Origin of the sequence: Stenotrophomonas sp. Y6 (assembly GCF_022436665.1) — a bacterium.
Classification (GTDB): domain Bacteria; phylum Pseudomonadota; class Gammaproteobacteria; order Xanthomonadales; family Xanthomonadaceae; genus Stenotrophomonas; species Stenotrophomonas acidaminiphila_A.
In genome coordinates this window covers 67965-80996 of sequence record NZ_JAKUKB010000001.1, presented here as the reverse complement: position 1 = coordinate 80996, position 13032 = coordinate 67965, and the positions used below count along the sequence as shown (strand labels likewise).

Sequence of the window (13032 nt, the reverse complement as noted above, 5' to 3'; positions counted from 1 at the left end):
GTGTCGAACTGGCCCCTACTCAGTATCCTCATCTGGCTGCCGATCCTCGGCGGTGCGTTGATTCTTGCCGTGCGCAACGCCCAGGCTGCCCGCTGGGCGTCCCTGGCGGTGGCACTGCTCACCTTCCTGTTGAGCCTCGGCCTGCTCACCGGCTATGACCGCACCGCCGCCGAGGTGATGCAGTTCGTCGAGCAGCATCCGTGGATTCCTGCCTACGGCATCGGCTACAACCTGGCGGTGGACGGCATCGCCATCGCGCTGGTGCTGCTGACCACCCTGGTGGGCGTGCTGGCGCTGGTCGGCGCCTGGGGCGTGATCGACAAGCGCGTCAACCAGTACGTGGCCGCCTTCCTGATCCTGGAAGGCGTGACGGTGGGCATCTTCGCCGCCACCGACGCGATGCTGTTCTACGTGTTCTTCGAAGCCATGCTGATCCCGATGTTCCTGATCATCGGTGTCTGGGGTGGCCCGCGCCGCATCTATGCCGCGCTGAAGTTCTTCCTGTACACCTTCCTCGGCTCGGTGCTGATGCTGGTGGCGCTGATCTACCTGTACATCAAGGGCGGCAGCTTCCAGCTGGCCGACCTGTACCAGCTGCAGCTGTCGGCCAGGGAGCAGACCTGGGTGTTCTTCGCGTTCCTGATCGCCTTCGCGGTCAAGGTGCCGATGTTCCCGGTGCACACCTGGCTGCCGGACGCCCACGTGGAAGCGCCGACCGCCGGTTCGGTGATCCTGGCGGCGATCGCGCTGAAGATCGGCGGCTACGGCTTCCTGCGCTTCAACCTGCCGATCGTGCCCGATGCCAGCCACGAGTGGGCCTGGCTGGTGATCGCGCTGTCGCTGGTGGCGGTGATCTACGTCGGCCTGGTGGCGCTGGTGCAGGACGACATGAAGAAGCTGGTGGCCTATTCCTCGGTCGCGCACATGGGCTTCGTGACCCTGGGCACGTTCACCGCGCTGTGGCTGGTGCGCGAGGCCGGCAACGCCGATGCCGCCCGCCTCGGCCTGCAGGGTGCGATGGTGCAGATGGTCTCGCACGGTTTCGTGTCCGGCGCGATGTTCTCCTGCATCGGCGTGCTCTACGACCGCCTGCACACCCGTCGCATCGCCGACTACGGCGGCGTGGCCAACGTGATGCCGTGGTTCGCCGCATTCGCGCTGCTGTTCTTCATGGCCAACTCCGGCCTGCCGGGCACCAGTGGTTTCGTCGGCGAGTTCATGGTGGTGCTGGCCAGCTTCCAGTGGGAGCCGCTGGTGGCGCTGGCTGCGGCCACCACGCTGATCATCGGCGCGGCGTATTCGCTGTGGCTGTACAAGCGCGTGTTCTTCGGCGAGGTGGGCAACGCCCACGTGGCCGAGATGAAGGACATCAACGGGCGCGAATGGCTGGTGCTGGGTGTGTTCGCGGTCGGTACGCTGGCGCTTGGCGTGTATCCGCGTCCGCTGACCGAACTGATGGAGCCCTCCATCGCCAAGCTGGCGATGCAGATCGCATCGAGCAAGCTGCTGTAAGCGGCCCCGTCGAGAGTATTGATTCCAGGATTTGATGATGACAACGCCGACGCTACTGCCGTTGACCGCCGCCGACCTCCCGCCGTTGCTGCCAGAACTGGTGGTGATCGGCGGGGCCTTCGCCCTGCTGATCCTCGACCTGTTCATCAGCAACCGCCACAAGGTCTGGACCCACTTCCTGTCGGTCGCCATCCTTGCCGTTGCTTTCGCCATGCTGCTTGGCGGCGTGGGCGGGCAGGGCGAGGTGTTCCATGGCATGTTCATCCGCGACAACGCCGCCGACGTCATGAAGACGGTGGTGGTACTGGTCAGCGGCCTGACCCTGATCTATGGCTGGAGCTACCTGCGCGAGCGCAACCTGTACCAGGGCGAGATCGCGGTGCTGGTGCTGTTCGCCACCGCGGGCATGATGCTGCTGGTCTCCGCCGGCAGCCTGCTGATGGTCTACCTGGGGCTGGAGCTGCTGGCGCTGTGTTCCTATGCGCTGGTGGCCAGCAACCGCGACAACAAGCTGGCCGCCGAAGCGGGCATGAAGTACATCGTGCTCGGCTCGCTGGCCTCTGGCCTGCTGCTGTACGGCATGTCGCTGGTGTATGGCGCCACCGGTTCGCTGCACCTGGACGTGATCCATGCCGCCGCCACCCAGTCGGACGAGCGTGTGCTGCTGCTGACCGGCGCGGTGTTCATGGTCGCCGGCGTCGCCTTCAAGCTGGGTGCCGCGCCGTTCCACATGTGGCTGCCGGACGTCTACCAGGGTGCGCCGGCGCCGATCGCGCTGTTCATCAGTTCGGCCCCGAAGCTGGCGGCGTTCGGCATGGCCTATCGCCTGCTCGAAGCCGGCGTCGGCCCGTTGTCGAGCGAGCTGCAGTACGTGCTCGCCGGCCTTGCTGCGCTGTCGCTGGTGGTGGGTAACCTGATGGCCATCGCCCAGGTCAACCTCAAGCGCATGCTGGCCTATTCGACGGTCTCGCACATCGGCTTCCTGCTGATGGGCGTGGCCGGCGGCGGCGCCGCCGGCTATTCGTCGGCGATGTTCTACGCCGTGGCCTACGCGATCATGTCCACCGCCGCTTTCGGCGTGATCGTCGCGCTGTCGCGCTCGGGCTTCGAGGCCGAGAGCATCGACGACTTCAAGGGCCTGAATGCGCGCAATCCGTGGATGGCCGGGCTCATGCTGTGCGCCATGTTCTCGTTGGCCGGCATCCCGCCGTTCCTGGGCTTCTGGGCCAAGCTGGCGGTGCTGGGCGCGGCGGTCAACGGTGGCCTGCTGTGGCTTGTGATCCTGGGCGTGATCAGCGCGGTGGTGGGCTGCTTCTACTACCTGCGCGTGGTCAAGGTCATGTACTTCGACGAGCCGGTGGGCGAGCCGCTGCCGCGCAACAATGACCGTCTCCTGGGCATCGTGCTGGGCGTGAACTGCGTGGCGCTGCTGGTGCTGCCGGTGGCCTTGGGGCCGCTGCTGGCCTGGATGCGCAACGCATTTGCTCATTTGTCATAAAAAGCGATACAAAACGGCGCGATTCATGTAATATGCGCGCACTGAGTTGAGGGCGGTACCGGCAAGCCGGTATCGCCGGGCCATCGCAGGATGGTCAGCCGGAACGTGGAGCGTTCCGGGTTTCAGCGGAATCCCCGGATCCCCTGAAACAATGAAGTAAAAAAGACTTGCGGTAACGGTCCAATTACTTCATAATTCCGCTTCTGCTGCGGGGTGGAGCAGTCTGGCAGCTCGTCGGGCTCATAACCCGAAGGTCGCAGGTTCAAATCCTGCCCCCGCTACCAGTTCCGGCCTTCTTCAACATCTGTTGTGGAAGGCTGAATCTGGGCTCGCAGGAACGATTGCTTCCGTTCCTGCAACCGGAATCCAGTCACCGGATTCATACCGGACAAAGGGCCCAGTCGGGCCCTTTGTTGTTTCCGCAAAACGAAAAGTCCGGCCGGTTCTTCCCGTTTCCCATTACCCAAATCAAGGCAGGCTGTGAGCGACAAGGCTACTGAAATCGCGAATCTGCTGGGCCCCACCGTGCAGGCGTTGGGCCTGGATCTGCTGGGCGCCGAGTATCTGCCGGCGCCGGGCGGCGCCACGCTGCGTCTGTACATCGACGTGCCGCTGGCCGAGCAGCCCGAACGCGTGGTCAACATCGACGACTGCGAGCGGGTGAGCCGCGAGGTCTCCGCGCAGCTGGACGTCGAGGATCCGATCAGCGGCAACTACACGCTGGAGGTGTCTTCGCCGGGCGTGGACCGGCCGCTGTTCACCCTGGAGCAGTTCGAGCGCCACCTGGGCGAGTCGGCCAAGGTCGGGCTGAAGCTGCCGCAGGAGAACCGGCGCCGCCTGCAGGGCGAGATCGCCGCGGTGGATGCCGATGCCGGCACCGTGACCTTCGTGGTCGATGGCAAGCCGTTCGTGGCGGCTTTCGACAATATCGACAAGGCGCGCATCATTCCGGACTGGGCCGCGCTTGGCCTGGCTCCGACCAAACCGACCGGCCCGGCCCCCAGGCAGGGGAGCGCGGCCAGGAACAAATCCAATAACGAAACCGCGGCCCGCAAGCCGCGCGCGGAGTAAGCCGATGAGCAAGGAACTTCTGCTGGTAGTCGACGCGGTCGCCAATGAGAAAGGCGTGCCGCGCGAAGTGATCTTCGATGCGATCGAGGCGGCGCTCGCCTCCGCGGCCAAGAAGCGCTATGTGGACCAGGACGTGCTCGCGCGCGTTTCGATCGACCACAAGGACGGCAGCTACGAGACTTTCCGCCGCTGGGAAGTCGTGGCCGACGACGTGGTGATGGAGTCGCCGGACCGCCAGATCCGCCTGATGGACGCGATCGAGGAGGCCGACGGCGTCGAGGTCGGCGACTATATCGAGGAGCAGATCGAGAACCCGGACTTCGGGCGCATCGCCGCGCAGGCCGCCAAGCAGGTGATCGTGCAGCGCGTGCGCGAGGCCGAGCGCCAGCAGGTCGTGGACGCGTGGAAGGACCGTGTCGGCGAGCTGGTGACCGGCGTGGTCAAGCGTGCCGAGCGCGGCAACATCTACGTCGACCTGGGCGGCAACGCCGAGGCGTTCATCCCCAAGGACAAGGGCATTCCGCGCGACGTGCTGCGCGCCGGCGACCGCGTGCGCGGTTACCTGGCCGAGGTGCGTTCGGAGCCGCGCGGCCCGCAGCTGTTCATCAGCCGCGCCGCTCCCGAGTTCATGATCGAGCTGTTCAAGCTGGAAGTGCCGGAAGTCGGCCAGGGGCTGGTCGAGATCAAGGCCTGCGCCCGCGACCCGGGTGACCGCGCCAAGATCGCGGTCATCGCCCACGACAGCCGCACCGATCCGATCGGCGCCTGCATCGGCATGCGCGGTTCGCGCGTGCAGGCGGTGAGCAACGAGCTCAACGGCGAGCGCGTGGACATCGTGCTGTGGAACGAGAACCCGGCCAATTTCGTCATCAACGCGATGGCGCCGGCCGAGGTGCAGTCCATCATCGTCGATGAGGAGAAGCACTCGATGGACCTGGCCGTGGCCGAAGAGCGCCTGGCCCAGGCGATCGGCAAGGGCGGCCAGAACGTGCGCCTGGCCAGCCGCCTGACCGGCTGGCAGCTCAACGTCATGACCCAGGACCAGGTCGCCGCCAAGTCGGAGGCCGAGCAGGCCGTCGCCCGCCAGCTGTTCATGGACAAGCTGGAAGTGGACGAGGAAATCGCCGGCATCCTGGTCAGCGAGGGCTTCAGCACCGTCGAGGAAATCGCCTACGTGCCGATCGGCGAGCTGCTGGCGGTGGAGGGCTTCGACGAGGACATCGTCGAGGAACTGCGCGCCCGTGCCCGCGACGCACTGCTCAACGAGGCGCTGGCGGTGGAAGAGGGCGCCGAGGAAGGCGTGCCGGCGGCGGACCTGCTGGCGCTGCCGGGCATGGACGAGGCCACGGCCTATGCGCTGGCCGGGAACGGCGTGCGCACCAGCGAGGACCTGTCGGACCTGGCGGCCGACGAAGTCCTGGAGTTCGGCATCGAGGGCATGGACCTGGAGCGCGCCGCGGCGCTGGTCCTGGCAGCCCGCGCCGAGGAGATCGCCCGTCTGGAGCGCGGCGAATGAGCCAGCGATGAACAGGGCCCTGAGCCGCTCAGGGCGTAGACTCCGCGCTGCCTTCGTCCGTATCGAGGGGGCGCCAACAAGATCATAGGATCCGAATGTCGCAGCAAACCACCATCCGCAAGCTCGCCCAACTGGTCAACACGCCGGTGGAGAAACTGCTGGAACAGCTGGCCCAGGCCGGCATGAAGTTCAGCGGTCCCGACCAGGTCGTGACCAGCGCCGAGAAAGTGAAGCTGCTCGGTTTCCTTCGCCGTTCCCACGGCAAGGACGAGCAGGTCGCCGACGAGGCTGACGCCGCGCCGAAGAAGATCACCCTGAGCCGCCGTACGCAGCAGGAAGTGACCGTCAACGCCGGCCGCAGCAAGACCACGGTCAACGTCGAGGTGCGCCAGAAGCGTACCTACGTCAAGCCGGCCGCCGGCGCGCCGATGGATGCGGATGCCGAGCGCGCCGAGATCCTGCGCAAGCTCGAGGAGTCGCGCCAGCGCAATCTCGAGGAGCAGCGCATGCTCGCCGAGAAGGACCGCGCGCGCGCCGAGCAGATCGCCCAGCAGAAGGCGGCCGAAGAGGCCGAACGACTGCGTGCCGAGGCCGAGCGCAAGGCCGCCGAGGAGGCCGCGCAGGCCGCCAAGGCACCGCCGCGCGCCGCCGAGGACGAGGATGACGAGCCGGTGGTGAAGAACGTGCGCCATGCGCCTTCGCCGAGCCGTCCGCACGCCGTGCGCGACGATCGCGCCGCGCATGCCAAGCCGGGCAGCAAGGCGCGTGGCCCGCAGTCGTCCGACGACAATGGCGGCAACCGCTTCGGCGGCCAGCTGCACCTGTCGCCGTCCGACCGCGCGCGCCGCGGCGGCAACAACAGCAATTCCCGCGGCCGTCCGGGCGCGCGCGCGCCGCAGGGCCGCCGTGGCGCCGAGCAGTCGCGCGGCGGTGGTGGCAACCATGGCTTCGAGCGTCCGACCGCGCCGGTCGTGCGCGAGGTCGCCATCGGCGACACCATCACCGTGGCCGACCTGGCGCAGAAGCTCGCGCTGAAGGGCGGCGAGGTGGTCAAGGCGCTGTTCAAGATGGGCGTGATGGCCACCATCACCCAGTCCATCGACCATGACACCGCGGCGCTGGTGACCGAGGAGCTCGGGCACAAGGCGGTACGTGCCGGCAACAACGATGCCGAGGACGCGCTGCTGGCCATCACCGATGCCGACCAGGGCGACGCCGTGCCGCGTCCGCCGGTGGTCACCATCATGGGCCACGTTGACCACGGCAAGACCTCGCTGCTGGATTACATCCGCCGCACCAAGGTCGCCAACGGCGAAGCCGGCGGCATCACCCAGCACATCGGCGCGTACCACGTGGAAACGCCCAAGGGCGTCATCAGCTTCCTCGACACCCCCGGCCATGCCGCGTTCACCTCGATGCGTGCCCGCGGTGCGCAGCTGACCGACGTGGTGGTGGTGGTGGTGGCGGCCGACGACGGCGTCATGCCGCAGACCCGCGAAGCCATCCAGCACGCCCGCGCGGCCAACGCGCCGATCGTGGTGGCGATCAACAAGATCGACAAGTCGTCCGCCGATCCGATGCGGGTCAAGAACGAACTGCTCGCCGAGCAGGTCGTGGCCGAGGACTTCGGTGGCGACACCCAGATGGTGGAGATCTCGGCCAAGACCGGCCAGGGCATCGACGACCTGCTGGATGCGATTTCGCTGCAGGCCGAAGTGCTGGAGCTGAAGGCCGTGGCCGAAGGCCGCGCCAGCGGTGTGGTCATCGAATCCTCGCTGGACAAGGGCCGTGGCCCGGTCGCGACGGTGCTGGTGCAGCAGGGTCAGCTCAAGAAGGGCGACTACCTGGTGTGCGGCATCCAGTACGGCCGCGTGCGTGCGCTGTTCGACGAGACCGGCCGCCAGGTGGCCGAGGCCGGCCCGTCGATCCCGGTGCAGGTGCTGGGCCTGTCCGGCGTGCCGGATGCCGGCGACGACTTCGTGGTCGTCGACGACGAGCGCCTGGCCAAGGACGTGGCGCAGCAGCGCGAGACCAAGCGTCGCGAGTCGCGCCTGGTCGCCAGTGCTGGCAGCCGCATGGAAGACATCATGGCGCAGATGGGCAAGGGCGAAGGCCAGCAGGTTCTGAACCTGCTGATCAAGGCCGACGTCCAGGGTTCGGTGCAGGCGCTGAGCCAGTCGCTGGTGGGGCTGTCCAACGACGAGATCCGGATCAACGTGATCCACTCCGGCGTGGGCGGCATCACCGAATCGGACGCCAACTCGGCGGTGGCCTCCAAGGCCACGGTCATCGGCTTCAACGTGCGTGCGGACGCTTCGGCCCGTCGCATCATCGAATCCAACGGCGTCGACCTGCGCTACTTCTCGATCATCTATGACGTGATCGACCAGGTGAAGCAGGTGGCTTCGGGCCTGCTGGGCGTGGAAATCCGCGAAGAGATCATCGGTATCGCCGAGGTCCGCGACGTGTTCCGCAGCTCCAAGTTCGGCGCGGTCGCCGGCTGCATGGTGGTCGAGGGTGTGGTCAAGCGGAACAAGCCGATCCGCGTGCTGCGCGACAGCGTGGTGGTGTTCGAGGGCGAACTGGAATCGCTGCGCCGCTTCAAGGAGAACGTGGACGAGGTCCGCAACGGTACCGAGTGTGGTATCGGCGTGAAGGCCTACAACGACGTCAAGGCGGGCGACCAGATCGAGTGCTTCGAGCGCATCGAAGTGCCGCGCACCCTGTAATGACGCCGTACCGGCCGGCCCGCGCGACGCGGGCCGGCCGCGTTTTCCCCGCAACAATCAGACGAGCGAGATTCCGTGCCCAAGACTTTCCACCGTACCGACCGAGTTTCCGCGCAGATCCGCCGTGATCTGGGCACGCTGGTGCATGCCGCCGTGCGCGAGCATGGCCTGCCATCGGTCAGTGTCTCGGACGTGGAGGTCACCCGCGACATGGCCCATGCCAAGGTGTTCGTCACCGCGCTGATGCCGGAGCGTTCGGTCGAGGCGGTCAAGGGCCTGCGCGAACTGGCCGGCGAGCTGCGCATGGGCCTGGCCCGGGCGATGAAGCTGCGCCACGTGCCGGAGCTGCATTTCCATTACGACGATTCGGTGGACCGCGGCGAACGCATCGACAACCTGCTGCGCGACCTGCCGGATGTGCAGTCGGCGCAGCCCGGCACCGATGGCGAGGAAGGCGAGAAGGCCTGAGCGTTCGAGCGTGTGTCTTCTCCTGCCGGGAAATGTTCCCCCGCAGGGTGGATGCGAGCGGAGCGGGCGGGGGCGGGCCGCGGTGTTTCGCGGCCGCGGCAGCCCATGGCGCAAGCGGCTGGTTCCGCTCACGCGCAAGGAGCGGGTTACCTTTCTTCGCCCGTGCAGACACAGGTTGTCCAGAGCGGCGCTCTGCCATTGCTGGCTGGCAAGCACGCCCTGCCAGCGCGCCCGGCGTGTTGCGCGCCACGGGCCGCTGCGCCGATGGGATTGCCGGCCGGGACATCCGTGTCTCTTCCAGAACCGGCGCCATCCCTGCGTGCCGGCCAGCGGGTTTGTCCGCGGCTGGGCCGCTGTGGAAGGACGCCCCAAGATCCAAGGCCGCAAGGCCACTGCAACCGCAGCAACAAGGCAGACCGAGGCAGAACTAATGCGTCCCCGTATCCAATTCCGCCGCCTGGATGGCATCGTCCTGCTCGACAAGCCTGCCGGCATGAGCTCCAACAACGCGCTGCAGGTGGCACGGCGGCTGTTCCGTGCCGAGAAGGGCGGGCATACCGGCAGTCTCGACCCGCTGGCCACCGGGCTGCTGCCGTTGTGCTTCGGCGAGGCGACCAAGATCGCCGGCCTGCTGCTGGGCTCGGCCAAGGCCTATGACGCGCAGATCGCGCTGGGCACGACCACCGATACCGACGATGCCGACGGTGCGGTGTTGCGGCAGCGTCCGGTCCCGGCGCTCGACCCGCAGGCGCTGCACCAGGCACTGGCGCCGCTGACCGGGCACATCCGCCAGCGCGCCCCGATGTACTCGGCGCTGAAGCAGGGCGGCGAGCCGCTGTATGTGAAGGCGCGTCGCGGCGAGGCCATCGAAGCGCCCGAACGCGAGGTCCACGTACAGGCGATCGAGGTCCTGGACCAGCAACCTGAATGGCTGCGGCTGCGGGTGACCTGCGGCTCGGGCACCTATATCCGCAGCATCGCCCGCGACCTGGGCGAAGCGTTGGGCTGCGGTGCCCACATCACCGCACTGCGGCGGCTGTGGGTGGAGCCGTTCCTGGCGCCGCGCATGATCGGCCTGGACGCACTGCGCGAGCTGGCCGAAGCCGGTGACGACGCGGCGCTGCTGGAATGGCTGCTGCCGCTGGAGGCGGGGCTGGGCCATTTCGGCCGGGTCGAGCTGGATGCCCTGCGCGCGCAGCGCTTCTGCATGGGCCAGCGCCTGCGGGATCCGGCGTGGCCGCGCGGACAGGTGGCGGTGTTCGCCGACGACGGCAAGGCCCTTGGGCTGGGGCAGGTGGATGCGGCCGGCATGCTGGCGCCGCAGCGCCGTTTCAACCTCTGACCCGCCGCGCCCGGCAGGGGCGCCGATACAGGTTGCGCCTTGTGGCCGCAGGCGCGGATCGTTACAATTCTGCGGCCCTTTGCCGGGCACCGGTCCGCCGTCGGCGGGCCGCCTTCCTTAAACGGCGAGCTGCGCGGTGCGTCATCAGCACGTTCCTGCCGGCCACGCATCCAGAGAAAACATCATGTCGATCGACACCCAGAAAGTTATTGAAGACAACAAGCGCGGCGCCAACGACACCGGTTCGCCGGAAGTCCAGGTGGCCCTGCTGACCGCCCGCATCGAGCAGCTGACCGAACACTTCAAGGTCCACAAGAAGGACCACCACAGCCGCCGCGGCCTGCTGCAGCTGGTCAACCGCCGCCGCAGCCTGCTCGACTACCTGAAGAAGAAGGACGTCGAGCGCTACAAGGGCCTGATCGAAAAGCTTGGCCTGCGTCGCTAAGCAACAATCCCCCCGCGGCGCAGCGATGCGCCGCGGTTTTGTTTTTGCAGTTCAGCAACATCTCCAGGGCCGGAACTCCGGCCGCCCGCCGGTGACAAGGGTCGCCGACGGTCCATTCGCAGACAGCATCCCCAAGGACACCCTCCGTGGCAAAAATCACCAAAACCTTCCAGTACGGCAAGCACACCGTCACGCTTGAGACCGGCGAAGTCGCCCGCCAGGCCAGCGGCGCCGTCATCGTCAAGATGGACGACACCGTGCTGCTGGTCACTGCCGTCGCCGCCAAGAGCGCGCGCGAAGGCCAGGACTTCTTCCCGCTGACCGTTGATTACCAGGAAAAGTTCTACGCCGGTGGCCGCATCCCGGGTGGCTTCTTCAAGCGCGAAGGCCGCGCCACGGAGAAGGAAACGCTGATCTCGCGCCTGATCGACCGTCCGATCCGCCCGCTGTTCCCGGAAGACTACAAGAACGAAGTGCAGATCATCGCCACGGTGATGTCGCTGAACCCGGAAGTGGACGGTGACATCCCGGCCCTGATCGGTGCCTCGGCGGCGCTGGCACTGGCCGGCACCCCGTTCAAGGGCCCGATCGGCGCCGCCAAGGTCGGCTACAAGAACGGCGAGTACATCCTCAACCCGACCGTGTCGGAGCTGAAGGAATCGCAGTTGGAACTGGTCGTTGCCGGTACCGCCAACGCCGTGCTGATGGTCGAGTCCGAGGCCGCGCTGCTGTCCGAGGACGTGATGCTGGGCGCGGTGACCTTCGGCCACCGCGAGATGCAGAAGGTCATCAACGCGATCAACGAACTGACCGTCGAAGCCGGCACCAAGCCGAGCGACTGGGTCGCCCCGGCCAAGAACGAGGCGCTGATCTCGGCGCTGAAGGAAGCCATCGGCGGCAAGCTGGCCGACGCCTTCCAGGTGCGCGACAAGCTGCAGCGCCGCGATGCCATCGCCGCGATCAAGAAGGACGTGACCGAGCAGCTGGCCGGCCGCGTCGCCGCCGAGGGCTGGAACCCGGCCGAACTGGCCAAGGAGTTCGGCGAGCTCGAGTACCGCACCATGCGTGATTCGGTGCTGGACACCAAGGTCCGCATCGACGGCCGTGCCCTGGACACCGTGCGCCCGATCACCGTCAAGGCCGGCGTGCTGCCGCGTACCCACGGTTCGGCGCTGTTCACCCGTGGCGAGACCCAGGCCATCGTGGTCACCACCCTGGGCACCGCCCGCGACGGCCAGATCATCGATGCCGTCTCCGGCGAGTACAAGGAAAACTTCCTGTTCCATTACAACTTCCCGCCGTACTCGGTGGGTGAGTGCGGCCGTTTCGGCGCGCCGAAGCGTCGCGAGATCGGCCACGGCCGCCTGGCCAAGCGCGGCGTGCTGGCGGTGATGCCGACCATCGAGGAATTCCCGTACACCATCCGCGTGGTGTCGGAGATCACCGAATCCAATGGTTCCTCGTCGATGGCCTCGGTGTGCGGCTCCTCGCTGGCGCTGATGGATGCCGGCGTGCCGGTCAAGGCGCCGGTGGCGGGTATCGCCATGGGCCTGGTGAAGGAAGACGACCGTTTCGTCGTGCTGAGCGACATCCTGGGTGACGAAGACCACCTGGGCGACATGGACTTCAAGGTCGCCGGTACCTCCGAAGGCGTGTCCGCGCTGCAGATGGACATCAAGATCGAAGGCATCACCGAAGAGATCATGAAGCAGGCGCTGGAGCAGGCCAAGGCCGGCCGTCTGCACATCCTCGGCGAGATGGCCAAGGCGCTGACCGCGCCGCGCGAGGAGCTGAGCGATTACGCGCCGCGCCTGCTGACCATCAAGATCCACCCGGACAAGATCCGCGAAGTGATCGGCAAGGGCGGTTCGGTGATCCAGGCGATCACCAAGGAAACCGGCACCCAGATCGACATCCAGGACGACGGCACCATCACCATCGCCTCGGTGAACAACGCCGCCGCGCAGGAAGCCAAGCGCCGCATCGAGCAGATCACCTCGGACGTCGAGCCGGGCCGCATCTACGAAGGCAAGGTCGCCAAGATCATGGACTTCGGTGCGTTCGTCACCATCCTGCCGGGCAAGGACGGCCTGGTGCACGTCTCGCAGATTTCCAGCGAGCGCGTGGAGAAGGTCGGCGACAAGCTGAAGGAAGGCGACGTGGTCAAGGTCAAGGTGCTGGAAGTGGACAAGCAGGGCCGCATCCGCCTGTCGATGAAGGCCGTCGAGGAAGGCGAGGGCACCCCGGCCGAATAAGCCCGGGTACCTGTGCTGCATTCGGAAAAGCGGGCCTCTGGCCCGCTTTTCTTTTGCGTGGTTTCCGCGGCGGCGTTTTCCTGCAGGCCCGGCGCTGCGGGCTGGCCCAAGCCACGGCACGGCATTTCCTGCATCGTGGATGCGTGACCGGCCTACGGCGGGCGCGCCATCGCCCGGGCAGCATGGGGACGGGCTG

General features: G+C 67.0%; 9 protein-coding genes and 1 tRNA gene. All 10 read left to right on the top strand.

Going from position 1 to position 13032, the window contains the following annotated elements:
- The 10 genes from MKP15_RS00385 to pnp all read left to right on the top strand — a co-directional run bounded on the left by MKP15_RS00385 (position 1) and on the right by pnp (position 12836).
- Positions 1 to 1512, top strand: coding sequence for an NADH-quinone oxidoreductase subunit M (locus tag MKP15_RS00385; protein ID WP_104938573.1), 1512 nt, complete (start codon positions 1 to 3; stop codon positions 1510 to 1512).
- A 37-nt stretch (positions 1513 to 1549) separates the two neighbouring features.
- The gene (gene nuoN, locus MKP15_RS00380) at positions 1550 to 3010 is read left to right on the top strand and encodes an NADH-quinone oxidoreductase subunit NuoN (RefSeq protein WP_104940172.1); all 1461 of its coding nucleotides are present in this window, start codon (positions 1550 to 1552) and stop codon (positions 3008 to 3010) included.
- Positions 3011 to 3217: 207 nt separating this feature from the next.
- Positions 3218 to 3294 (top strand) — tRNA-Met (locus tag MKP15_RS00375).
- 196 nt (positions 3295 to 3490) lie between these two features.
- Positions 3491 to 4081 (top strand): ribosome maturation factor RimP, encoded by a 591-nt coding sequence (gene rimP, locus MKP15_RS00370; RefSeq protein WP_054664883.1) that lies wholly within the window; start codon positions 3491 to 3493, stop codon positions 4079 to 4081.
- A 4-nt stretch (positions 4082 to 4085) separates the two neighbouring features.
- Positions 4086 to 5597, top strand: coding sequence for a transcription termination factor NusA (nusA, locus tag MKP15_RS00365; protein ID WP_161613139.1), 1512 nt, complete (start codon positions 4086 to 4088; stop codon positions 5595 to 5597).
- A gap of 95 nt (positions 5598 to 5692) precedes the next feature.
- A complete protein-coding gene (gene infB, locus MKP15_RS00360) occupies positions 5693 to 8326 on the top strand; it encodes a translation initiation factor IF-2 (RefSeq protein ID WP_104938574.1) in 2634 nt (877 codons plus the stop codon).
- A 75-nt stretch (positions 8327 to 8401) separates the two neighbouring features.
- Positions 8402 to 8794, top strand: coding sequence for a 30S ribosome-binding factor RbfA (gene rbfA, locus MKP15_RS00355; protein WP_104938575.1), 393 nt, complete (start codon positions 8402 to 8404; stop codon positions 8792 to 8794).
- 430 nt (positions 8795 to 9224) lie between these two features.
- Positions 9225 to 10136, top strand: a complete 912-nt coding sequence (gene truB / locus MKP15_RS00350) for a tRNA pseudouridine(55) synthase TruB (protein WP_240211441.1) — start codon at positions 9225 to 9227, stop codon at positions 10134 to 10136.
- A gap of 184 nt (positions 10137 to 10320) precedes the next feature.
- Complete coding sequence (gene rpsO / locus MKP15_RS00345; protein WP_104938577.1) at positions 10321 to 10581, top strand: 30S ribosomal protein S15; 261 nt, start codon at positions 10321 to 10323, stop codon at positions 10579 to 10581.
- Positions 10582 to 10727: 146 nt separating this feature from the next.
- Positions 10728 to 12836, top strand: coding sequence for a polyribonucleotide nucleotidyltransferase (gene pnp / locus MKP15_RS00340; protein ID WP_104938578.1), 2109 nt, complete (start codon positions 10728 to 10730; stop codon positions 12834 to 12836).
- Positions 12837 to 13032 lie beyond the last annotated feature (196 nt).